The sequence below is a fragment of the Amycolatopsis sp. NPDC006131 genome, from assembly GCF_040614175.1.
GTDB classification, from domain to species: Bacteria; Actinomycetota; Actinomycetes; order Mycobacteriales; family Pseudonocardiaceae; genus Amycolatopsis_E; species Amycolatopsis_E tucumanensis.
The window spans coordinates 37,742-60,840 of sequence record NZ_JBEXTX010000010.1 but is presented as its reverse complement, the minus strand read 5'-3'; the positions used below and the strand labels follow the sequence as shown (position 1 = coordinate 60,840).

Sequence of the window (23,099 nt, the reverse complement as noted above, 5' to 3'; positions counted from 1 at the left end):
CGTAGTAGTCCTTCCGTGTGTCGGATATCCGCTCTCGCGGCGACGGCTGGCACCCAGCGAGGTGCTTGCTCGTGCAAGCGCTGGCCAGGCCGTCTGGTCCACGCGCCCAGTAAACGCCACCTGGGCTGATGCCGCGACACCGACACGCGAGGAAACCCCCGGTCGGGGCGGTGGCGATCAGTCCTGGCAACAGGCGGTGTCTTCCACTTAGAGTGACCGCAACACGTTCAACGCCGAACTTCACCGCGCGGGAGTGCCCATGCTGAGCACGATGCAGGACGGACAGCTTTCCCTTGCCAACCTGCTGCAACACGGAAGCCGGGTGCATGCCACCAGTCAGGTGACGACCTGGACCGACCAGGGGCCCCGCCGCGAGTCGTACGCGGATCTGGGTCGTAACGCTGCGCGACTGGCGAATGCGCTCCGTAGTCTGGGTGTCACCGGCGATCAGCGGGTCGGCACGTTCATGTGGAACAACGCCGAGCACCTGGCGGCCTACTTCGCGATCCCCGCGATGGGCGCCGTGCTGCACACCCTCAACATCCGGCTGTTCCCCGAGCAGCTGACCTTCGTCGCGAACCACGCCGAGGACCACGTCGTGATCGTGGACGGCTCGCTCGTCCCGCTGCTGGCCAAGCAGCTGCCGGAGCTGAAGACCGTCCGGCACGTGATCGTGGCCAACGGCGACCCGGCGACGCTGCAGGCCCCGGACGGCGTCGAGGTGCACTCCTACGACGCGCTGCTGGCCGCCCAGCCGGACACCTTCGACTGGCCGGAGATCGACGAGCGCTCCGCGGCCGCGATGTGCTACACGTCGGGCACGACCGGTGACCCGAAGGGCGTCGTCTACTCGCACCGCTCGATCTGGCTGCACTCGATGCAGGTCTGCATGACCGACAGCATGCAGCTCTCGCCCGCCGACAACGCGCTGGTCATCGTGCCGATGTTCCACGCGATGTCGTGGGGCCTGCCGTACGCGGCGTTCATGGTCGGCGCGTCGCTGGTCATGCCGGACCGGTTCCTCCAGCCGGGCCCGCTCGCGCAGATCCTCGCGTCGGAGAAGCCGACGTTCGCCGGCGCGGTCCCGACGATCTGGCAGGGCCTGCTGCAGCAGCTGGAGGCTCAGCCGCAGGACATCTCGCACCTGCGTGAGGTGGTCGTCGGCGGGTCGGCGTGCCCGCCCGCGCTGATGCACACCTTCGAGGAGCGCTACGGCGTGCCGATCCTGCACGCGTGGGGCATGACCGAGACGTCCCCGCTGGGCAGCGTGGCCCGGCCGCCCGCGGGCGCGACCGGCGAGGAGGCCTGGAAGTACCGGTACACGCAGGGCCGCTTCCCTGCGTCCGTGCGCGCGCGGCTCATCGACGACAACGGCAACGAGCAGCCGTGGGACAACGAGAGCGTGGGCGAGCTGGAGGTCGCCGGGCCGTGGATCGCCGGCGCCTACCACGGCGGCGCGGACCCGGAGAAGTTCCACGACGGCTGGCTGCGCACCGGTGACGTGGGCAAGATCAGCCCGGACGGCTACCTGACCCTGACCGACCGCGCGAAGGACGTCATCAAGTCCGGCGGCGAGTGGATCTCCTCGGTCGACCTGGAGAACACGGTGATGAGCCACCCGGCGGTCGCCGAGGCCGCGGTGGTCGGCGTGCCGGACGAGAAGTGGGACGAGCGGCCGCTGGTCGCGGTCGTGGTCCGGGAGGGCCAAAGCGTGACCGCCGAGGAGCTGCGTGAGTTCCTGGCCGACAAGGTCGCGAAGTGGCAGCTGCCGGAGCACTGGACGTTCATCGACGAGGTGCCCAAGACCAGCGTCGGCAAGTTCGACAAGAAGCGCCTGCGGGCCTTCCACTCGCAGGGCAAGCTGGACGTGACGCACTTCTGACGTTCACCGGGAGGCCACCCGCGTCTGCTTCGATGCGGGTGGCCTTCGCACATCTGGGGGATGCATGGGAATCAGCAGGCGGCACGTGCTGGCGGCGACCGGTGCGGCCGGGCTCGGGCTCGTCGTCGGCGCACCGTCGGCGCAGGCGATCGACCGGGCGCTGCGGGAAAGCAGCCGGCGCGCGGTCGGCACGGCCGGCACCACGCTGGAGAGCGTGGCCACCCCGCTGGACGGCGCCGCGGCGTACACGCGACTGACCGGCGGACCGGGCTGGCCGCTGGTGGTGCGCGAGGACCTGGCGGCGGGCAAGGCGGGCCGGGACGACCGGCGCACGGCGCTCACCGCGTTCGTCCAGTTCACCGACCTGCACATCACCGACTCCGAATCGCCGGCGCGGTTCGAGTACCTGCACCCGCTGATCGGGTCCGCCCACCGTCCACAGGAGACACTGGGTTCGGTGGCCACGGCCGCGCTCGTGGACCGGGTGAACAGCCTGCGGCAGGGGCCGTTCACCGGGCGGCCGCTGGACTTCGTGATGACCACCGGCGACAACACGGACAACCACGAGCACCTCGAACTCGGCTGGTTCCTGGGCGTGCTGGGCGGCGGCGAGGTCACCCCGAACTCCGGCGACCCGGGCGCCTACGAGGGCGTGCAGGCCTCCGGCGACCCGCTGTACTGGAACCCGGACCGCCGCCTGGACGGCGACTGGTCGGCGTTCCCGGTGCTGCCCGGCATCCTGACCGCAGGCACGCGCACGTTCACGTCGGCGGGACTCGACGTGCCCTGGTACTGCACGTTCGGCAACCACGACGACAGCATCGTCGGCAGCCTGCCCGACCTGCCGGGGATGGCGCACTGGTACACCGGCCGCTACAAGGTGATCGGCAAGGACTCCGGGACCGCGGAGAAGCTGGCGCGGGCCATCCGGACACCGGGCGCGAGCGTGCCGGTCACCGAGCTGTTCGGCGGCAGCGGCACGATCCGTGAGATCACGCCGGACGAGCGGCGACGGCCGTTCACCACCGCCGAGTTCGTGCAGGCGCACCTCGACCCCGCCAACACCGGGTCCGGCCCGGAAGGCCACGGCTTCACCGGCGGCAACGCCGACGGCGTGGACGTCTACTACACGTTCCGCATCGCCCCGGGCATCACCGGCATCAGCCTCGACACCACCACGCTCGCCGGGTTCGCGGACGGTTCGATCGGGCTCGGGCAGTACCTGTGGGTCGAGCGGACGCTCAAGCGCGGCAGCTCGGTTCACTACGACTTCTGGGGCAACCGCGTCACCCGCCCGGTCACCGACGAGCTGTTCATCCTGTTCAGCCACCACACCTCGGACACGATGGGCAACGTCCTGCCCGACGCCCGCCACCCGCTGGAGCCGCGCCTGACCGGGGACGCGTTCGTCGCGCTCCTGCACCGGTTCCCGAACGTGCTCGCGTGGGTCAACGGGCACACGCACGAAAACCGCATCACGCCGCGGCCGGGCGCGACCCCCGAGCAGGGGTTCTGGGAGATCAACACCGCGTCCCACGTCGACTTCCCGCAGCACGCGCGGGTGATCGAGGTGGCGGACAACGCCGACGGCACGTTGTCGCTGTTCACCACCCTGATCGAGGCGCAGGCGCCGTACTCGGCCGACTACGGCGACACCTCGCCGTCCGCGCTGGCGTCGCTGTACCGGGAGCTGTCGTTCAACGACCTGCACGCCGACCCGGCCCGCACCGGCGCGGCGGCCGACCACAACACGGAGTTGTTGCTGGTCCACCCCTTGCGGTAGGAACGGATCATGACTCAGCTCGACGAGGCCGGGACGGCGTTGTTCCACCAGTCGATGCCGTTCTCCGAGCGGCTCGGCATCGAGGTCCTGGAGCACTCGAAGGACGTCGTGCGGGCGCGGCTCGCCTGGGACGCCACCCTCTGCACGATCGGCGGCGTGCTGCACGGCGGCGCCCTGATGGCGCTGGCCGACTCGACCGGCGCGGTGTGCGCGTTCCTCAACCTGCCCGAAGGCGCGCAGGGCACCTCGACCATCGAGTCGAAGACAAACTTCCTGCGCGGGGTGCGTGAGGGGCACGTGACCGCGACCGCCCGCCCGCTGCACGCGGGCCGCAAGGTGATCGTGGTGGAGACCGAGCTGCACGACGACGCGGGCAAGCTGGTCGCGAAGGTGACGCAGTCGCAATCAGTCCTTTGACTGGTTTACACCACCGGCGGCGGCGGGGAGAATTCCCGGATGACCCGCGCCCTGCTCGCCGTGCTGGCCGCCGCCATGATGGCGACGGTGACCGTGCAACCCGCGTCCGCCGCCCCCGGCCGGGCCGACGAGACCGTCGACTACCACGAGTGGACGCCGGCAGGCCCGTTCGCGCCCGCAGGCACCGAGTCGTACGAGGGCCGGGACTACGAGCGGGCACAGTGGACCTCGCCGTTCCACGCGCCCGGGTTCGACGCGACCGAGCTGATCGCGTCGTGGAACGCGCAGACGCCGCCGGGCACCTGGATCCAGGTCGAGGCGCAGGCGCGCACCGCGACGGGCGCGGAGACCGCGTGGTACGTGATGGGCCGGTGGGCCGCGGGCGACGGTGACATCAAGCGGACGAGCGTGGACGGCCAGGACGACGCGCACGCGCAGGTCTCGGTCGACACGCTCGTGATGAAGCCCGGCGTGCTGCTGCGCTCGTACCGGCTACGGGTCTCGCTCTACCGCGCACCGGGCACGCGCGCCACGGCCACGGTGAGCGCGGTCGGCGCGATGACGTCCAACGTGCCGGACCGGTTCGAGGTGCCGGTTTCCCGGCCGGGCAAGGCCTCCGGCATCGAGCTGCCGGTCCCGGCGTACGCGCAGAACATCCACAAGGGACACTTCCCGGAGTACGGCGGCGGCGGGGAGAGCTGGTGCAGCCCGACCTCCACCGAGATGGTCGTCGAGTACTGGGGCAGGCGGCCGCGCGAGGAGGACATGACCTGGATCCCGGCCGACTACCCGGACCGGACGGTCGACTACGCGGCCCGGCACACCTACGACCACTCCTACGAGGGCACCGGCAACTGGCCGTTCAACACCGCGTACGCGGCGACCTTCGGCCTGCGCGGGCACGTCACGCGGCTGCACTCGCTGACCGAGCTGGAGGACTACATCGCCCGGGGCATCCCGGTGATCACGTCCCAGTCGTTCCGGGCCGACGAACTGGACGGCGCGGGTTACGGCACCGCGGGGCACATCATGGTCGTCGTCGGGTTCACGGCGGACGGCGACGTCATCGCCAACGACCCGGCCGCGAACAGCAACGCGAACGTGCGCACGATCTACCCGCGGGCCCAGTTCGAGAACATCTGGCAGCGCACCAAGCGGCACACCGAGGACGGCTCCGTCGCGAGCGGCCCCGGCGGCGTCGTCTACCTGATCACCCCGTGACGACGCGAACGGGGACATCGAGGTCAGAGCGCTTACTGGTAACTGGTGAACCCGTTCGGGTCACGGCGGTGACCTCGTCCGCGATCGTCTAATATCGCCCGCCTACAAAAGGCACCGCGCCTCACACCGGATTTCCCGATACCCTCGGTACCGGTGGGGGCAACGAACCACGAGGCATGGTGGTCAACAATGGCGGCAACGGGCTGCAGTGCGACAGATGGACGATGAGAGTCGCGCTGTGATCGGCGAGGCCCGGCCCTCCAGCGCGCTCGCGAACGCCCGCGGACGTCCCACGGCGGCACGCGTGTCCGACGACGTCCTGCTCGACGCCGCGCGCCGGTGCGTCCTCGCCTCCGGGCTGCGGCGCACCACGCTGGCCGAGATCGCGCGCACGGCGAAGGTCAGCCGGATGACGCTCTACCGGCGGTTCCCGGACGTGCGCAGCGTGCTGTCCGCGCTGATGACCCGCGAGTTCGGCGCGCTGCTGCACCAGGCGACGGTGAGCGGGGCCGACGCCCCGACCGCCCGCGCGCGCCTGGTGCGCAGTTCGGTGACCGCGGTGCGGCTGCTCAACGCAGATCCGCTCATGCGCACGGTCCTCGACGTCGACACCGCGCTGGTGGTGCCCTACGTCCTGGAACGGCTCGGCGGCACCCAGCGGCTCGGCGAGAAGTTCATCGTCGCGCTGCTGGAGGCCGGGCACCGGGACGGCTCGATCCGGCGCGCGGCCACGGCCGTGCAGGCGCGGTCGGTCCTGCTCGTGGTGCAGTCGTTCGTGCTGTCGCTGCGGCCGGCCACCGCGGACGTCGCGGCCGAGGCGCTGCTCGGCGAACTGGCCCACCACCTCAACGCGGCGCTGCGGCCGCTGTGACCCCAGGGATGCCCGCACCGGCACTGAAAATTGACCGGTTGTCCAAACGCTACGGATCGGTGGTTGCCCTCGACGGGATCTCCTTCGAGGTCGCGCCGGGCGAGCTGTTCGGGTTCGTCGGCAGCAACGGCGCCGGCAAGACCACGACGATGCGCATCGTGCTGGGCGTGCTCGCGGCGGACAGCGGCGCGGTGCGGTTCGGCGGGGAGCCGGTCACGCACGCCACCCGGACGCGCATCGGGTACATGCCGGAGGAACGGGGCCTGTACCCGAAGATGCGGGTGCTCGACCAGCTCGTGTACCTCGCCGAGCTGCACGGGCTGGACAACACGCGGGCGCACCAGGCGGCGGAGGGCTGGATCGAGCGGCTCGGGTTGCGTGAGCGGCGCCGGGACGAGGTGCAGAAGCTCAGCCTCGGCAACCAGCAGCGGGTGCAGCTGGCGGCCGCGCTCGTGCACGACCCGGCGGTGCTGGTGCTGGACGAGCCGTTCTCCGGGCTGGACCCGATCGCGGTCGACGTGATGAGCGAGGTGCTGCGCAAGAAGGCGGCGACCGGGGTGCCGGTGGTGTTCTCCAGCCACCAGCTGGATCTGGTCGAGCGGCTGTGCGACCGCGTCGGGATCATCCAAAAGGGACGGATGGTGGCGTGCGGGACGGTGGCGGAGCTGACTTCCGCGGCGCTGCTGGTCGTGTCCGCGCCGGACGCGCCGTGCGGCTGGGCCGGGCAGCTGCCCGGGGTGCGGGTGGTGGCCGACGAGCCGGGGCGGACCGTGCTGGAGCTGGATCCCGGGGTGGACGACCAGCGGGCGCTGGCGGCCGCGCTCGCGACGGGCGTGGTGCGAGAATTCCGGTGGCGGCGGCCGAGCCTGGCCGAGCTGTTCCGAAACGTGGTCACGGGGAGCGGGGAATGACGGTCTCACCCATCAAGGGTGTCGTCCTGGTCGCGCGGCGGGAGCTGAACACCCGCCTGCGCACGCGGTCGTTCGTGGTCGGGACCTTGGTGATCCTGCTGGTGATCGGCGGGTACCTGCTGCTGCAGGCGACGCTGATCAAGGGCGCGGACACGTCGAAGGTCGGGCTGACCGGGCAGGCCACGGCCGTCGCGGAGCAGCTGCGGGAGGCGGCCGAGGCGGCAGGCGCGCACGTCGAGACGGTGCCGGTGGCGAACCCGGAGCAGGGCGAGCAACAGGTGCGCGACGGCGACCTGGACGCGCTGGTGTCCGGCAGCGCGGCCGATCTGCGCGTGGTGGTGAAGGCGGAGCTGGACCAGCAGCTGCGGGCGGTGCTGAACGGGATCGCGCAGCAGCAGGTGCTGAACGCGAAGCTGCTGGAGGCCGACCTCGATCCGGCGCAGGTGATGCGCGAGGTGGGGCAGGCGCAGGTCCGGCTGACCGAGCTGGAGCCCCGAGACGCCGACAGCGGCCAGCGGCTCGCGATCGGGCTGGTGATCGTGTTCCTGATGTTCTTCGGCATCCAGGCCTACGGCGGCATGGTCGCGCAGGGCGTGGTCGAGGAGAAGGCCAGCCGGGTTGTCGAGATCCTGCTGTCGACGTTGCGGCCGTGGCAGCTGATGCTGGGCAAGGTGATCGGACTCGGGCTGGTCGGCCTGGTGCAGCTGTTGATCCTGGCGGTGGCCGGGCTCGCGATGGCCGTCGGGAGCGGTGCCGTGACGCTGGGCGGGGTCGCGATCGGCACGGTCGCCTGGGGGCTGCTGTGGTACCTGCTGGGCTTCTTCCTGTACGCGACGGTCTACGCCGCGGCCGGCTCGCTGGTGTCGCGGCAGGAGGACACCGCGTCCGTGGTGACGCCCGTGAGCATGACGCTGATGGTCGGGTTCGTGGCCGGGTTCAACGTGCTGATCCAGGACCCGGATTCCACGGGCGCCCAGGTGCTGTCGCTGATCCCGGTGTTCTCGCCGATCCTGATGCCGGGCCGGATCGCCGCCGGGGTGGCCGCGTCGTGGGAGGTGGCGGCGGCGCTGGCGCTGACCGTCGTGTTCGGCGCGCTGCTGACCTGGGTGAGCGGCCGGGTGTACCGCAACGCGGTGCTGCACACCGGCAGCCGCATGCGGTTGCGCACGGCGCTGCGGATGTAGATACCAACACACAACCGCAAGCCGGCAACGCAATGCACCCGACCAACGCACCAGACCTCCCCCGCCCCCGATCCACAGCCGATCTGAAACACAATCAGGAATCGGGGGCGGGGGGAGGTCACACCCAAGGCGACCTCCCGAGCGCCGCATGGCGCTTCCCGCCCGAAGGGCGGTCCCCAGGCAAGGCCCCCGCCTGCGCGCCTAACTGATGGCGTTGAAGCGGTCCAGCGCGACCTTGCGTTCCTGCGCGTGGTCGACCATCGGGGCCGGGTAGTCCTTCGGCGGGTGCGGCAGCTTCCACGGCTGGTGCACGGCCTTGCCGGGGATCTCACGCAGCTCCGGGACGTACTTGCGCACGTAGGCGCCGTCCGGGTCGAACTTCTCGCCCTGGGTGGTGGGGTTGAAGACGCGGAAGAACGGCGCCGGGTCGGTGCCGGTGCCCGCCACCCACTGCCAGTTCAGCTGGTTGGACGCCAGGTCGCCGTCCACGAGGTGGTTCATGAAGTGCCGGGCGCCCAGCCACCACGGCTGGTGCAGGTCCTTGACCAGGAAGCTCGCGACGATCATCCGGACGCGGTTGTGCATCCAGCCCTCGGCGAGCAGCTGCCGCATCCCGGCGTCGACGATCGGGTACCCGGTGCGTCCGTCGCGCCAGCGGTCGAAGGACTCCTGGTCGGTGTCGTACGCCAGTTTGTCGAAGCGCTTGTCGTAGTTCTCGCGCGCGGTTTCCGGGCGGTGGTGGAGCACGTCGGCGTAGAACTCGCGCCAGGCCAGCTCGCTGCGCAGGGATTCGACGTCCTTGCCGTGCCGCGTGTCGAGGTCTGCCAAGAGGGTGCGCGGGTGGATGCAGCCCCAGCGCAGGTACGGCGAGAGGCGCGTGGTGGCCGGCCGGTCCGGGCGGTCGCGGTCGGTCGCGTAGCCGTCCAAGCCGCCGTCGAGGAACGTCTCCCACACCTCGTGCGCGGCGGCTTCACCCGGTCGCGGCAGGGTCATCGAGCCGAGGTCGGGTTTCTCGGGGAGGCGGAAGGGTTTCTCCGGCTCGATCCAGTCCACTGTGGAGTCAGGAGCGGGGGCGCGCCGGCCGTGCCGGCACCAGGCGCGGTAGAACGCGCTGAAGACCCGGTAGGGCTCGCCGTCGGGTTTCGTGATGCGCCCCGGGGTGACCGCGTAGGGCGAACCGCACTCCACCCACTCGATCTCCCCCAGCGCGTCGGCCACCGCCCGGTCGCGGCGGCTCCCGTACGGCGCCGTATCCGTGCTGACGTGCACGCTTTCCGCACCGATCGACCGCGTCACCCGGGGCACCTCGCGCACCGGATCGCCGCGCACCACCATCAACCGCCCGTCCAGGCTCTCCGCCAGCGCCTCCAGGCACCCGTACAGGAACGCCTGCCGTGGCTTGCCCGCCGGTTTCAACAGCGCGTCGTCGAGCACGTACAGCGCGAGCACCCGTGAGGCGCGTGCGCTCGCGCTCACCAGCGCGGGCAGATCGGCGAGCCGCAAATCGCGCCGAAACCATAACAAGGCGGTACCCACGGCCTCCGACTCTAGGCGATCCGGGGTAATCCGGCTCAGCGACTACTCGATCGGGAACGGCAGTGACCCTGCGTACGTCTAGATCATGTGCGGCAGACACCGGAGAACCCCGTGTTCGAGGGCGCCCACGCCCTGGTCGACCTCGTCCGGACGCTGTACCGGCGCCCGGGTCTGAGCAGGCGGGACCCAGAGCTGCGCATCCGCGGCGACGTGCCGCTCCCCTTGGTCTGCCTGCTGCGCAAGCCGGGCTCGGCGAAGTTCCTGCCGCGGCTGGGCGCTCAGCTGGACGTCGAACTCCGGCAGGTCCCGCACGCCTACCTCGACGCGAACGCGGTGCGCAACCCGGCGGTCCTGCCGCTGCTGGAGGAGCTGCACGACCGCCTCGGCGCGGACGCGTTCGGCCGCGGTCACCTCAAGCACTTCGACCACTACCGGCTCGCGACCTGGCTGACCGAGCGCTCCCTGCCACGCGCGGAGGGCAAGGGCGACCGGCCGATCGTGCGGCTGCTGCGCGACTGGACCGGGCAGCGCGGGCCGGGTGGCGCGGACGCGGCGGTCGACCACGTGCCGGCCGGTGGGTGGAGCAAGGTCGCGTTGAGCGTGCTGTGGTGGATCCTGCGGTACTTCGGGTTCCGGTGGGGCCGTCACCGCGTGCCCGGGCTTGGCCGGGAGAGCCGCTGGTTCATGCGCCAGCCGTTCATGGTCCCGCGCCACTCGGCGGACTTCCTCGGGTTCGCCGAGCGCCTGACCCGGGACCGGCTCGGATCGGAGAACCCCGAGCAGCTCAAGAAGCTGCTCGTGCACGCGTTCCTGCAGGATCTGCGCGAGGCGTACCGCCGACGGAAGCTGCGGTTCCTGCCGCGGCGGCGGGGCTGGCGCCGCACGGCGTACGTGACCGTGCTGCTCGACAACGTCACCGAGGCCAACGGCGGCTGGGAACTGCTCCGGCTGATCAACGAGGTGCGCAACGAAACGGGCGACCTGGACCCGCTGCTGATCATCACCGCGAGCGACGAACGCCCGCCGCCGGCCGCGGAGTCGGTCGCGGGGGCCGAGCCGGCCGCCCGCGCCACCCGGGCGTGGTCGACGTGGAAGCACCGGCTGCCGGGCCGGCGGCAGATGCTGGCCGGCGACGCGCGGTACCTGTTCATCGACCTGCCCAAGCCGTCGGTGGCGACCACCCCGGAGGACGCCGGCGTGTGGGAGGACCGGCAGGCCGGGCCGGTCACGCCGCCGTGGATCGCGCGTCGCGGGGTGCTCGAACTGGCTGTGGCGGCGCTGTTGGTGGTGAGCCTCGCGCCGACCGCGGTGCAGGTGAACGAGTACTGGGGCGCGCACTGCTCGTTCTTCCGGGCGGGGTTGTCCTCGGGCGTGGCCACGAAGGTCGTGGACGGGCAGTGCGTCGGCTACAGCGACAACGCACGCCAGGTCTTCGGCGAGAACGAACGTCTGCGGCAGGCGCAGTTGCTGGTGTTCGCGGAGAACGCCAAGGCCGAGGAACTGCACCGCGCCAACCCGGGACGCGCGTACGTGAGCCTGGTGTACCTGGCGGGGCTGACGAACAACGAGCACTCGCCGGCGACCGCCCACGCCGTCGCCGAGGAGCTGGAAGGCGTGGTGATCCGGCAGCGTGAGCAGAACGACCCGTCGTCGAGCGTGAAGCCGCTGCTGCGGGTGGTCGTGGCCAACGGCGGGACCGGGATGTCGGCCGCGGACGTGGTGACCCGGGACATGCTGGTCCCGTTGATCGAGGGCGATCCGCGGATCCTCGGGGTGCTCGGGTTCGACCGGAGCGTCGCGCAGACCGAGCAGGCGATCGCGGAGCTGGGTGCGCACGGGATTTCCGCGCTGGGCACGACGTTGACGGCGGTGGGGCTGGCGGAGCGGTCGCCGCTGTACTTCCAGTTGGTGCCGGACAACACCCAGCAGGCCGAGTTGCTGGCCGGGTACGCGCGGTACGTGGGTGCGCCGAAGGTGACGATCTACCACCCGCCGCTGGATCCGGGGAACAGTTATGTGAGCACGCTGGTCGAGGTGGTGCGGCAGCGGTTGGCCGGGATCGAGGTGGCGAGCCAGGGCTGGACCACGAGTGTCGGGGCGTTGCCGTCGCTGTGCCGGGATTCGGCCGATCGGAGCAGCGAAATCGTGTTCTACGCGGGGCGGGAGACCGAGTTCGGTGATTTCCTGCGCACGGTGCGGAGCAATTGTGCCGAGCCGCGGAAACTGTCGCGAATCGTCGCCGACGACGCGGTGTCGCGGTTCGTGGCGCACGCGCCGGACCGGAATCGCAGCGAGCTGAACGGGATTCCCGTCTCCTACGTCGGGATGGGCAGCCCGGTGGTGCTCGGCGGGCAGGCGTGCGTGGACGGACGGCCCGGGGCGCTGCCCGGTGGAGGGCCCGCGCTGGACGCGTTCTGCGCCGGCTACGCCGATCTGTTGCGGGACTTGCGGAAGCTGCCCCCGGAGGAGGCGCCGACGACGCCGTGGGCCGGGGAGCGGGTGGGCGGCCTCTACGACGCGGCCGGGTTCTTCCTGGACGCGGCCCGGCGGTTGCCGCTCCTCGGGGGTGGCGCTTCGGGCGCTTCCGTTGCGGTGGCCCCGAACCGGGCGGCGGTGGCGCAGCAGTTCCGCGAGATGACCTTCCAGGGCGCGACCGGGGAGATCAGTTTCGCGAGGTCCCGGATCGCGAACGACCGGAGCCTGGCAATCCTGACGATCGCCAACATCTCCCGGCTCGACGGCCCGGACGGGGTGCCCACGTGCGCATACCTGGTGGGCAAGCTGTACAGCGAAAACGAGCCCCGCGAGGCGAATGGGTGCCCGGTGGCGAGGTGAGGGGTTCTTTTCCGGGGGTAGCTCGGGTTGGGGCGGATTGCTCGGGTTGGGGCGGGGTGCTCGGGTTGGCGGGGTCGAGTTGGCGAGTGGCGGGCTGCTCGGTTGGCGGGGTGCTCGATTGGCCCGGTGCTCGGGCTGGCGGGGTACTCGGAAACGGGTCGCCTGCGGGGTGCTCGGGTTGGGGCGGGGTGCTCGGTTGGCCGGTTGAGCGCGGTGTCCGGCGGGCGGGATGACGGCGAGGTACTGACTTGGCCGGATGGCTCGATGCTCGCTCGGCGGGATGAGGGCGCGGCGCTCGGCTGGCCGGCTGGCGGGGTGCTCGGTTGGCCGGGTGCCCCGGCCGGCGGGGTGCTCGATTGGCGGCGTGCGCGCGTTTCTCTGGTTGGCGGTTCCCCGGGCCGGTGCGTCGCCCTGGTTGGCGGGTTACACGGATGTGCTCCAGCGGGCACGGCTCGGGACCCTGCGCGGTGTCCGGCGGCCACTCGCAGCCGTACCAAAGGAACACTCGCGCGAGAACACCACTCACACGAGATGGCCACCGGTAGCCGCATCAATGGGCCAACCGCGCGAATACGCCTCCCCGGAAAACAAGAACGGCGCGCCCCACCAGGGACGCGCCGTCAGGGAACGCAGCAGACTCAGCGCTCGGAGATCGCGGTGTACTCGCGCTCCTTCTCGCCGATGTAGATCTGCCTCGGGCGGCCGATCTTCGTCTGCGGGTCGTTGATCATCTCGCGCCAGTGCGCGATCCAGCCGGGCAGCCGGCCGAGCGCGAACAGCACCGTGAAGAACTGCGTCGGGAACCCGAGCGCGCGGTAGATCAACCCGGTGTAGAAGTCGACGTTCGGGTAGAGCTTGCGCTCGATGAAGTAGTCGTCCGAGAGCGCGGTCTCCTCGAGGCGCTTCGCGATGTCCAGGAGCTCGTCGTTCGGCGCGAGCTTGCCCAGGATCTGGTCCGCGGTGCGCTTGATGATCTTGGCGCGCGGGTCGTAGTTCTTGTACACCCGGTGGCCGAAGCCCATCAGGCGCACGCCCTTTTCCTTGTTCTTCACGCGGTTGACGAAGTTCGCCACGTCACCGCCCTCGGCCTTGATGCCGTTCAGCATCTCCAGCACCGCACTGTTGGCGCCACCGTGCAGCGGCCCGAACAGCGCCATGATCCCGGCCGAAATGCTCGCGAACAGGTTGGCCTCGGACGAACCGACCAGCCGCACCGTCGACGTGGAGCAGTTCTGCTCGTGGTCGGCGTGCAGGATGAACAGCAGGTCCAGCGCCTTGGCGACCTCTGGGTCGACCTCGTACGGCTCGGCGGGCAGGCCGAACGTCATCCGCAGGAAGTTCTCCACCAGGCCCAGCGAGTTGTCCGGGTACAGGAACGGCTGGCCGATGGACTTCTTGTAGGCGTACGCCGCCAGCGTCGGCACCTTGGCCAGCAGCCGGACGGTGGACAGCTCCACGTTCGGTTCGTCGAACGGGTTGAGCGAGTCCTGGTAGAAGGTGGACAGCGCGGACACCGCGGAGGACAGCACCGGCATCGGGTGCGCGTCACGCGGGAAGCCGTCGAAGAAGCGCTTGAGGTCCTCGTGCAGCAGGGTGTGCCGGTTGATCTTCTGGGTGAAGTCGTCCAGCTGCGCCTGGGTCGGCAGGTTGCCGTAGATCAGCAGGTAGGAGACCTCGAGGAAGCTGGAGCGCTCGGCCAGCTGCTCGATGGGGTAGCCGCGGTAGCGGAGGATCCCGGCGTCACCGTCGATGTAGGTGATGGCCGAGGAACACGACCCGGTGTTGACGAACCCCGGGTCGTACGTGATGTACCCGGTCGACGCCAGCAGCTTCCCCAGCTCGATGCCGGGAGCACCCTCGACGGCATTGACAACCTTCAGCTCGTGCTCGCCAGTCGGTAGGCGCAGCGATACGGTGCCGCCACCGGTCGCCGCAGTCGCGTCGGACATGCAGGTCGTCCCTCTCACGGTCACACGGGCCGGCAGCTCCTGCAGGTCACACAGGCAGCTTCGTGAACGCGCGTGACCGGAAATCGTCCGCGCACACCGCCCCGCTGGGGTATTAATTCTCCCATTACGCTAGTCGAACAACGGGCCTTCGCGCAGCCATTGTGTTACCTAGAGCAAACCGTTGGGATCAGGTTCACACCATCTCGGCCGCGGTGGGCGGCTCGGCGCCACTCCGCGAGACGGTGATGGACGCAGCCCTGGCCGCGAAAGTCAAGGCCTCGCGCCAGCCGGACTCACCCAGATCCGTGAGCGTGCCCACATTCCGATCGTGCAGCCACGACAACAGCGCGCCCTGCACCGTGTCGCCGGCGCCGATCGTGTCCACCAGCTGCGCGGGCGCGGACGGTACCGAAACGGTCACGGATCCGGTGTGGACGGCCAGACCGTCGCCGCCGCGGGTCAGGACGACGGCGTCGACCCCGGCGTCCAGCCACGACTTGATCGCCGCGTCCAGCCCGGCGGCGCCGGCCAGCCACTCGCCGTCGTCGTCGGACAGCTTCAGCAGGCGCACGTCCGGCAGCCACGAGGTGAACCGGCGGCGGTAGGCGTCGGCGTCGGCGATGAGGTCGGCCCGGATGTTCGGGTCCAGCGCGGTCAGCACCCCGCGGGCGGCTTCGCGGCGCAGCACCGTCTCGTAACTGGTGGCGCCGGGCTCCAGGACCATGCCGAGCGTGCCCAGGCACAGCACGGTGACGTCCTCGGGCAGCGGGCCCGGGTCGGCGACGAGCCGGTCGGCCGTGCCCTCGGTGTAGAAGGTGTAGCTCGCCGACCCGTTCGGCGCGAGCGCCACCACGGCGAGGGTCGTGTTCTCCGGACCCTCCTGCACCATCGATATGTCGACGTTCGACGCCGTCAGCCGGTCCCGCAGGGCCTGGCCGAAGCGGTCGGTCGAGATCCGGGACAGGAACGCGGTCGGCGTGCCGAGCCGCCCGGCCGCGAGGGCCACGTTGTACGGGCCGCCGCCGAGGCGCGGCACCAGGGACGTCAGGCCGTCGTTCGTCTTCTCGGCACCCGGCACCAGGTCGACCAGCGCCTCACCACCCACCACGATCACGGGCGAGATGCTAGCCCGCCGAGCAACAGTTCGGACAACGCCGTGAAGGCCTCCGCGTCCGACACCCCGGTCCGCGAGCCGACCACCCCGGTCTGGATCGCCTCGACGAGCACCGCGGCCATCTCCGCGATGAGCGTCGCGTGCACGTCCCGGAACACCCCGTCCGCGACGCCCTTGGCGATGAACGACCGGATCTTCGCCGCCGCGGCCCTGCTGTTCAGCTCGTAGGCCGCGCGCGCCGGGGCGAAGTCGTTGATGTCCCGCATGAACGCCGGGGACGCCCGGTTCAGGTACTCGGCGATGCCGCTGAGGTAGACGCCGATGATCTCGCGCGCGTCCTCGATGCCGGCGGTCCGCTCGTCGAGCAGGTCGGCGGCGCCCTTGAAGTAGTGCGCCACGACGCGGACGGCGAGCTGTTCCTTGCTCGGCGCCAGCGCGTACAGCGTCGACTTCGAGCAGTGCGTCTTCGCGGCCAGGTCGTCGAGCGTGAAGTGGACGAAGCCCTCGACCAGGAACAACTCCTCCAGCTCGGCGAGCAGCGCCCGCTGCCGGGCGGTCAGCGCCTTGCCGCCCGGGGGTCGTAGCGCCTCGCGACTGGTCATCGGACCACCGTATGTGCTGTACTGGAGACGATTACAGAGTACTGTTCTGAGTACACCCCCGGAGGCGAAGATGCCGGTCGACCGCCTGCTCCCCGGCCGCGAGTACGAGGACCTGCTCGCGCTGGCGACGGAACTGGCCCGCGACGAGCTCAAGCCGCTCGCCGCCGAGTACGAGGAGGCCGAGCGCTTCCCGCGCGAGCAGTTCCGGCTGCTCGGCAAGTCGGGCCTGCTCGGGCTGCCGTACTCCGAGCGCTGGGGCGGCGGCGAGGTGCCGTACGAGGTGTACCTGCAGGTCCTGGAGGAGATCGCGGCCGCGTGGATGTCGGTCGGCGTCGGGCTGTCCGTGCACACGATGTCCTGCTACGCGCTGGCCCACTACGGCACCGACGAGCAGCGCGACCGGTGGCTGCCGGACATGCTCGAGGGGCAGCTGCTGGGTGCGTACGCGCTGTCGGAGTCGCACGCCGGGTCCGACGCGGCGGCGCTGTCGACTCGGGCGCGGCTGGACGGTGACCAGTACGTCGTCAACGGCACGAAGGCGTGGATCACGCACGGCGGCGAGGCCGACTTCTACACGACGATGGTGCGCACCGGCGAGTCCGAGATCTCGTGCCTGCTGGTGGACGGCCGCACGCCGGGCCTGTCCGCGGCGCCGCCGGAGCGGAAGATGGGGCTCACCGGGTCGACCACCGCGCAGATGATCTTCGCCGACGCGCGGGTGGACACCGACCGGCTGATCGGCCCGGCGGGCGCCGGGATGCGCATCGCGCTGTCCTCATTGGACTCCGGACGACTCGGGATCGCCGCCTGCGCGGTGGGTCTGGCGCAGGCGGCGCTCGACGAGGCCGTCGCGTACGCGAAGGGGCGCACCCAGTTCGGCAAGCCGATCATCGACTTCCAGGGGCTGGAGTTCCTGCTCGCCGACATGGCCGCCGCGGTCGACTCGGCGCGCGCGACGTACCTGGACGCGGCGCGGCGGCGCGACCGCGGGATGCCGTTCGGCCGCCAGGCGTCGGTCGCGAAGCTGATCGCGACCGACGCGGCGATGAAGGTGACCACCGACGCCGTCCAGGTCCTCGGCGGCGCCGGCTACACGCGGGACTTCCCGGTGGAGCGCTACATGCGAGAGGCGAAGGTGCCGCAGATTTTCGAGGGCACCAACCAGATCCAGCGCATGGTGATCGCGCGGCACCTGAAGCGCGCCTGAGCCGATGCGGCGCCGCTGCGTGTGTGACTCGGGCGGCTGAACGCAGACCTCGCGCGGCGGAGCGCGGGACTCGCGCGGCCCTCGCGGGCGTGAGTTCCGCGAGGGCGGGGCGCGGCGAGCGTGAGCCATCGCGGCGCCGCTGAGCACGGGACTCGCGTGGCGGATCGTGGGACTCGCGAGACCCGCGAGTCCCACCTTCGAGGGCGCGGCGCCCGCGGGACCTACTCCGCGTAGCGGCGCGGCGTCACCACGCCTTCGCCGCTGGTGTCGTCGAAGCGGTAGACCTCCCGGCCGCGCACGAAGACCCGCATGGCACGGTTCATCACGTCCAGCGGGTCGCCCGACCACAGCACGATGTCGGCGTCCAGGCCCGGCTTCAGCGAGCCGATCCGGTCGTCCAGCGACAGCATCGCCGCCGGGTTGACCGTCAGCGCCCGCAGCGCGGTCTCCGGGTCCAGCCCGTCCTTCACGGCGAGCGCGGCCTGGTAGACGAGGAAGTTGATCGGCACCACCGGGTGATCGGTGGTGATCGCGATCTTCACCCCGGCCCGCGCGAGGATGCCGGCCGACCGCAGCGTCCGGTTCCGCAGCTCGACCTTCGACCGCGTGGTGAACAGCGGCCCGAGGATCACCGGGACGTCCTTCTCCGCCAGCACATCGGCGATCAGGTGCCCCTCGGTGCCGTGGTTGACCACCAGCTTGTAGCCGAACTCCTCGGCGAGCCGGATCGCGGTCACGATGTCGTCGGCGCGGTGGGTGTGCTGGTCCCAGTACAGCTCGCCGTCGAGGACCTTCGCCAGGGTTTCCAGCGTCAGGTCGACGTCGAACGGCTTGCCCTCGGCCCGCGCGTGGTCGCGCTGCGCCGCGTAGTTGCGGGCCTTCGTGAACGCCTCGCGGATGATCGCCGCGACACCGAGCCTGGTCGACGGCGTCTGGTTCTTGTCGCCGTACACGCGCTTCGGGTTCTCGCCCAGCGCGCTCTTCACGCTGACCGCCTCGTCGAAGACCATGTCGAGCGCGGTGCGGCCCCACGTCTTCACCGCGACGGTCTGCCCGCCGATCGGGTTGCCGGAACCGGGCTTGATCACCACGCTGGTGACCCCACCGGAGAGGGCGTCGTCGAAGCCGATCTCGAACGGGTCGATGCCGTCGATCGCCCGGAAGCGGGCGCCGTTCGGGTCGGTCATCTCGTTCGTGTCGTTGCCGGCCCAGCCCTCGCCCTCCTCGTGCACGCCGAGGTGGGTGTGAGCGTCGACGAACCCGGGCAGCACCCAGGTGCCCGACGCGTCCACCAGCTCCGCGTCCTCCGGGACGTCGACCTCCGCGGCCGTGCCGACCGCGGTGATCCTGCCGTTCTCGACCAGGACCGTGCCGCCGTCGATCGGGTCACCCTCGACCGGCACCACGTATCCGCCAACAATCGCCTTCACCATGGTCAGCCACGCTAACGGAACCGCTTCTCCAGGTGCACGAGGTGGTAGTGCGCCTCGGGGGTTCGTCCGGTTTCGACGTATCCCAGCCGGGCGTACAGCCGCAGCGGGCCTTCGCTGAGCTCGCCCGTGAACAGCCGCAGCACCCGCACCTCCGGCGGCAGCCGGTCCTCGGCGGCCCTCATCAGCGCCGAGCCGAGTCCCGCGCCCTGGCGATCGGGCGCGACGACCAGCCGGCCGACCTCGCCCACCTCGCCCCGCAGACGGATCCGGACACTCGCGACCAACCGCCCCGACTCGCGGATGCCCCACGTGACCACGCCGGGATCAGTCAGCACGGCACGCAGCTCGTCGAGGGTCTCGACCAGCGGCGGCAGGTCGAGGCTCCGGTGCGCCCGCGCCTCGGTGACGAACGCGGCGCGCTGCAGGGTCAGCAGCTCGCCCGCGTCCGCTGTGCCAAGTCTGACCGGATCAGCCATGGACGCGGATGCCCCAGCTGCCGGTCCACGAGCCGCCCGGCTCCAGCTCGATCAGGTCGGTGCCGGAGTTCAGCGCGTCGGCCGGGCAGGTCATCGGCTCGATCGCGACGGCGCGGCCGCGGCCGACCAGGTCGGTGGGCGTGAACACCTGCACCCAGCCGAAGTCCGGCCCGGCCCACACGTCGACGCTGCGCTCGCCGTGGGACAGCACGTGGTGGAACCGGCCGTCCTCGGCCGCGACGAGACCGCCGAACGCGGTGTCCAGGTCGACCTCGGCGAGAACCCGGCCCTCGCGGAAGTCGTACTCGGTGCCCGCGGTGTCCTGCTCGTCGCCGTAGGGCAGCTGCTGGTCACCCACGTAGGGGCGCACTCGGGTCGCCGGCAGGGTCAGCGTCAGCTCGTCGGTCGGCACGTCGCCGATGCGGAAGTACGGGTGCGCGCCGACGCCGACCCCGATGGCGGATTCGCCCTCGTTGCGGATCTCGTGGGTGACGGTCAGCTCGCGCGGCGCCAGGTCGTAGGTGATCCGGGCCTGCAGCGGCACCGGCCACCCGGGCTGCTTCCCGACCTCGATCTCGAACGTGATCGACGATTCGGCGTGCTCGACGAGCGTCCACTCGCGGTGCCGGGTCAGGCCGTGGATCGCGTTGCCGCGGGCCTCCTCGGTGACCTCCAGCTGCTGCTCCTCGCCCTGGTAGGTCCAGCGCGCGGCCTTGGTCCGGTTGGGCCACGGCAGCAGGATCTGCCCGGCGCCCTTCGGCGGGTGCTCGTCCTCGGCGAAGGTCTCCAGGTAGGGCACGCCGCTGATCTCGAACGCCCGCAGGCCCGCACCGATCTCGGTGAGGACGACGCGCGCGTTGCCGCGGGTGATCTCGAACTGCTGTCCCGTGGGGTTGGCCATGCGACGAACATAGCGCCCGAAGAACTAACTAGACCGGTCGTCATAGTTTGGGCTACGGTGATCGTCATGGTCCGCAGAACCGACACCCGCAACCGCATGGTCGCCTCGGCCGCGGAGCTGTTCCACACGCAGGGCTACCACGCGACCGGGCTGAACCAGCTGGTCAGCGCCGGTAGCGCGCCGAAGGGCTCGCTCTACTTCCACTTCCCCGGCGGCAAGGAGCAGCTGGCCGCCGAGGCGGTCGCGTTCTCCAGCGAGAACATGGCAGCCCTGCTGCGCGCGACGCTCGACTCCGCGCCGGACGCCGCGACGGCCATCACGCGGGTGATCGACGCGCTGGGCCGCAACCTCGTCGGCTCCGGCTACCGGTCCGGCTGTCCGATCGCGACGGTCGCGCTCGACGCCGGCGACAGCGAACCGATCCGCCAGGCGTGCACGGACGGGTACACGTCCTGGCACGCCGTCATCACCGAGTACCTCGCGGGACAGGGCATCGCGGCCCAGAAGGCGGCGACGCTGGCGACCATCGCGCTCAGCGCCATCGAGGGCGCCCTGCTCCTGGCCAAGACCCAGCACGACCTCGCGCCGCTGCACGCCGTCGGCGAGCACCTGCGCGCCACCTTCGAACGGGAGCTGCCTTGAAGGTCCACCACCTCAACTGCGGAACCATGCGCCCGCTCGGCGGCCGCCTTATCGACGGCCGCGGCGGGTTCCTGCACCGCGCCGAGCTGGTCTGCCACTGCCTGCTCGTCGACACCGGCGCCGAGCTGGTGCTGATCGAGACCGGCGTGGGGTCGCCGGCCGTCGACCGCGCCGCCGAGTGGCTGGGCGCGAATTTCGTGCGCATGGTCGGCATGCGGACGTCGGTGGCGGAGACCGCCGCCGAGCAGGTCCGGCGGCTCGGCTACGACGTCGAGGACGTCCGGCACATCGTCCTGACGCACCTCGACCTCGACCACGCGGGCGGGCTGGTCGACTTCCCGCACGCCACCGTGCACGTCTACGCCGAGGAACTGCGGGCCCTGCAATCACCGCGCGACGCGAAGGAACGCCTGCGGTACAAGCAGGTCCACTTCGCGCACGGTCCACAGTGGAGCAGCTACGCGGACACCGGCGAGGAGTGGTTCGGCTTCGGCGCGGTGCGCGAGCTGAAGGGGCTGCCGCCGGAGATCCTGCTGGTCCCGCTCGGCGGGCACACGCGCGGGCACGCCGGGGTGGCGGTGGACACCGGCGACGGCTGGCTGCTGCACGCCGGTGACGCGTTCTTCCACCACGGCCAGATCGACCCGGCCCGCCCGCACGCCACCCCGGGCCTCGCGTGGTTCGAGGCCCGGGTGGAGACCGTGTCCGGCGCGCGGCGGGAGAACCACCGGCGGTTGCGCGAACTGGTGCGCGACCACGGCGACGAGGTCACGGTGCTGTCGGCGCACGATCCTTGGTTCCTGAAGCACGCATCGCGAACCAGTTGACCACCCACAGCAGGAGGCCGACGCCGAGCAGGATCGCCGCGATCACGTAGTCCCGCGCCGGCCGGCCGGACAGCGGGCTCACCAGGTACAGGCAGAACACCGCGGCCAGCGCCGGGATGATGGTGGGTGCGCGGAAGTGCGGGTGGTCCACCTTCTCCCGGCGCAGCACCAGCACGGCGATGTTGACGATGGCGAACACCAGCAGCAGCAACAGCGCCGTCGTGCCGCCGAGCACCCCGATGTCCACGGTGGACACCAGCACGATCGCGATGAGGCTGGTGAACAAGATCGACACCCACGGCGTGCGGCGCAGCGGGTGCACCGTGCCGAGCACCTTCGGGATGATCCGCTCGTTCGACATGCCGTAGAGCAGGCGGCTGGCCATCAGCATGTTGATCAGGGCCGAGTTGATGACCGCGAACAGGCCGATCGCGGAGAACACCTCGCGCGGGAAGCCGGGCGCGCCGACGTCGAGCACCTTCAGCAGGGCGTTGCTCTTCGCGGCGGACAGCTCATCCGCCGGCACCAGCAGGGAGGAGGTCAGCGACACCAGCACGTAGATGGTGGCCGCGACGACCATGCCCCACAGCATCGCCTTCGGGAAGATGCGCACCGGGTCGCGGCACTCCTCGGCCATGTTGACCGAGTCCTCGAACCCGACCATCGCGAAGAACGCCAGCGAGGTCGCCGAGGTGATGGCGACGAGCGCGGTCTGGTCGGCGGTGTCGATCTCGACGAGGCGGCCGGCGTCGCCGGAGCCGTTGAGCACCGCCCACACACCGACACCGATGATGATCAGCAGGCCGGACACCTCGATGCAGGTGAGCACCAGGTTCGTCTTCACCGACTCGCTCACGCCGCGGAAGTTGATGGCGGCGAGCCCGACGATGAACAGCGGCGCGATCAGCCAGCCAGGGAGGTCGACGAACTCCTTCAGGTAGGTGTTGGCGAACGCGATCGCGGCCGAGGACGCGGACGTGATGCCCGAGCACATCACCGCGAACGCGACCATGAACGTCAGGAACGGGATGCGGAAGGCGCGGTTGGTGTAGAGCGCGGCGCCCGCCGCTTTCGGGTACTTCCCGACGAGTTCGAGGTAGCTGAACGCGGTCATGAACGCGACCACGAAGGCCAGCAGGAAGGGCAGCCACAGCGCGCCGCCGACGCGTCCGGCCACCTGCCCGGTCAGGGCGTAGACGCCGGTGCCGATGATGTCCCCGACCACGAAGAACAGCAGGAGCTTCGGGCCGATGACCCGTTTGAGGGCCGGTTCCTGAGTAGCGTTCACCTCAGTCATGCCCGAGAAGT

The 23,099-nt window shown here is 70.7% G+C and carries 19 protein-coding genes; 11 read left to right on the top strand and 8 right to left on the bottom strand.

Annotated elements, in window-relative coordinates:
• Positions 1 to 259: 259 nt before the first annotated feature.
• The 7 genes from ABZ215_RS08570 (at position 260) to ABZ215_RS08540 (ending at position 8,269) form a co-directional block, all read left to right on the top strand.
• Positions 260 to 1,882 (top strand): long-chain fatty acid--CoA ligase, encoded by a 1,623-nt coding sequence (locus ABZ215_RS08570; protein ID WP_027935679.1) that lies wholly within the window; start codon positions 260 to 262, stop codon positions 1,880 to 1,882.
• A gap of 64 nt (positions 1,883 to 1,946) precedes the next feature.
• On the top strand, positions 1,947 to 3,665 hold the full coding sequence (locus tag ABZ215_RS08565) for a TIGR03767 family metallophosphoesterase (protein ID WP_354948791.1): 1,719 nt from the start codon (positions 1,947 to 1,949) through the stop codon (positions 3,663 to 3,665).
• Between the two features lie 9 nt (positions 3,666 to 3,674).
• Positions 3,675 to 4,082 (top strand): PaaI family thioesterase, encoded by a 408-nt coding sequence (locus tag ABZ215_RS08560; protein WP_020416843.1) that lies wholly within the window; start codon positions 3,675 to 3,677, stop codon positions 4,080 to 4,082.
• A gap of 39 nt (positions 4,083 to 4,121) precedes the next feature.
• Positions 4,122 to 5,303: a C39 family peptidase gene (locus ABZ215_RS08555; protein WP_354948789.1), complete on the top strand. Its 1,182-nt coding sequence runs from the start codon at positions 4,122 to 4,124 to the stop codon at positions 5,301 to 5,303.
• Positions 5,304 to 5,520: 217 nt separating this feature from the next.
• Positions 5,521 to 6,174 (top strand): TetR/AcrR family transcriptional regulator, encoded by a 654-nt coding sequence (locus tag ABZ215_RS08550; protein ID WP_027935681.1) that lies wholly within the window; start codon positions 5,521 to 5,523, stop codon positions 6,172 to 6,174.
• Between the two features lie 8 nt (positions 6,175 to 6,182).
• Entirely contained in the window at positions 6,183 to 7,085 is a 903-nt protein-coding gene (locus ABZ215_RS08545) for an ATP-binding cassette domain-containing protein (RefSeq protein WP_354948787.1), read from the top strand.
• Positions 7,082 to 8,269 (top strand): ABC transporter permease, encoded by a 1,188-nt coding sequence (locus ABZ215_RS08540; RefSeq protein ID WP_354948785.1) that lies wholly within the window; start codon positions 7,082 to 7,084, stop codon positions 8,267 to 8,269. Before ABZ215_RS08545 ends, ABZ215_RS08540 begins: the two co-directional genes overlap by 4 nt.
• A 201-nt stretch (positions 8,270 to 8,470) precedes the next feature.
• On the opposite strand, the gene ABZ215_RS08535 is transcribed toward ABZ215_RS08540, so the two are convergent.
• A complete protein-coding gene (locus ABZ215_RS08535) occupies positions 8,471 to 9,793 on the bottom strand; it encodes a deoxyribodipyrimidine photo-lyase (protein ID WP_354948783.1) in 1,323 nt (440 codons plus the stop codon).
• A 123-nt stretch (positions 9,794 to 9,916) separates the two neighbouring features.
• On the opposite strand from ABZ215_RS08535, the gene ABZ215_RS08530 reads away from it, so the two are divergent.
• The gene (locus tag ABZ215_RS08530) at positions 9,917 to 12,640 is read left to right on the top strand and encodes a hypothetical protein (protein WP_354948781.1); all 2,724 of its coding nucleotides are present in this window, start codon (positions 9,917 to 9,919) and stop codon (positions 12,638 to 12,640) included.
• A 638-nt stretch (positions 12,641 to 13,278) separates the two neighbouring features.
• Here the strand turns inward: ABZ215_RS08530 and ABZ215_RS08525 are convergent.
• The 3 genes from ABZ215_RS08525 to ABZ215_RS08515 form a co-directional block, all read right to left on the bottom strand.
• Complete coding sequence (locus ABZ215_RS08525; RefSeq protein ID WP_020416854.1) at positions 13,279 to 14,589, bottom strand: citrate synthase; 1,311 nt, start codon at positions 14,587 to 14,589, stop codon at positions 13,279 to 13,281.
• Positions 14,590 to 14,782: 193 nt separating this feature from the next.
• A complete protein-coding gene (locus ABZ215_RS08520) occupies positions 14,783 to 15,703 on the bottom strand; it encodes a carbohydrate kinase (protein ID WP_354948779.1) in 921 nt (306 codons plus the stop codon).
• Positions 15,700 to 16,305, bottom strand: coding sequence for a TetR/AcrR family transcriptional regulator (locus ABZ215_RS08515; protein WP_020416856.1), 606 nt, complete (start codon positions 16,303 to 16,305; stop codon positions 15,700 to 15,702). The genes ABZ215_RS08520 and ABZ215_RS08515 overlap by 4 nt, the downstream gene beginning before the upstream one ends.
• Positions 16,306 to 16,375: 70 nt before the next feature.
• Between ABZ215_RS08515 and ABZ215_RS08510 the strand changes: the two genes are divergently transcribed.
• Positions 16,376 to 17,512: an acyl-CoA dehydrogenase family protein gene (locus ABZ215_RS08510; RefSeq protein WP_354948777.1), complete on the top strand. Its 1,137-nt coding sequence runs from the start codon at positions 16,376 to 16,378 to the stop codon at positions 17,510 to 17,512.
• 221 nt (positions 17,513 to 17,733) lie between these two features.
• Here ABZ215_RS08510 and ABZ215_RS08505 read toward each other — a convergent pair whose 3' ends face one another.
• From ABZ215_RS08505 to ABZ215_RS08495, 3 genes are read right to left on the bottom strand one after another with little or no spacing between them, the layout of a single operon-like run.
• Positions 17,734 to 18,945, bottom strand: a complete 1,212-nt coding sequence (locus ABZ215_RS08505) for an amidohydrolase (protein WP_354948775.1) — start codon at positions 18,943 to 18,945, stop codon at positions 17,734 to 17,736.
• A gap of 11 nt (positions 18,946 to 18,956) precedes the next feature.
• On the bottom strand, positions 18,957 to 19,421 hold the full coding sequence (locus ABZ215_RS08500; protein WP_354948773.1) for a GNAT family N-acetyltransferase: 465 nt from the start codon (positions 19,419 to 19,421) through the stop codon (positions 18,957 to 18,959).
• On the bottom strand, positions 19,414 to 20,322 hold the full coding sequence (locus ABZ215_RS08495; RefSeq protein ID WP_354948771.1) for an aldose 1-epimerase family protein: 909 nt from the start codon (positions 20,320 to 20,322) through the stop codon (positions 19,414 to 19,416). The genes ABZ215_RS08500 and ABZ215_RS08495 overlap by 8 nt, the downstream gene beginning before the upstream one ends.
• A 66-nt stretch (positions 20,323 to 20,388) precedes the next feature.
• Here ABZ215_RS08495 and ABZ215_RS08490 point away from each other — a divergent pair, with 66 nt between their 5' ends.
• On the top strand, positions 20,389 to 20,964 hold the full coding sequence (locus ABZ215_RS08490) for a TetR/AcrR family transcriptional regulator (RefSeq protein ID WP_354948769.1): 576 nt from the start codon (positions 20,389 to 20,391) through the stop codon (positions 20,962 to 20,964).
• A complete protein-coding gene (locus ABZ215_RS08485) occupies positions 20,961 to 21,791 on the top strand; it encodes an MBL fold metallo-hydrolase (protein ID WP_027935685.1) in 831 nt (276 codons plus the stop codon). The genes ABZ215_RS08490 and ABZ215_RS08485 overlap by 4 nt, the downstream gene beginning before the upstream one ends.
• Here ABZ215_RS08485 and ABZ215_RS08480 read toward each other — a convergent pair.
• Positions 21,733 to 23,088: an APC family permease gene (locus ABZ215_RS08480; RefSeq protein WP_020416863.1), complete on the bottom strand. Its 1,356-nt coding sequence runs from the start codon at positions 23,086 to 23,088 to the stop codon at positions 21,733 to 21,735. The genes ABZ215_RS08485 and ABZ215_RS08480 overlap by 59 nt on opposite strands.
• Between the last annotated feature and the right edge of the window lie 11 nt (positions 23,089 to 23,099).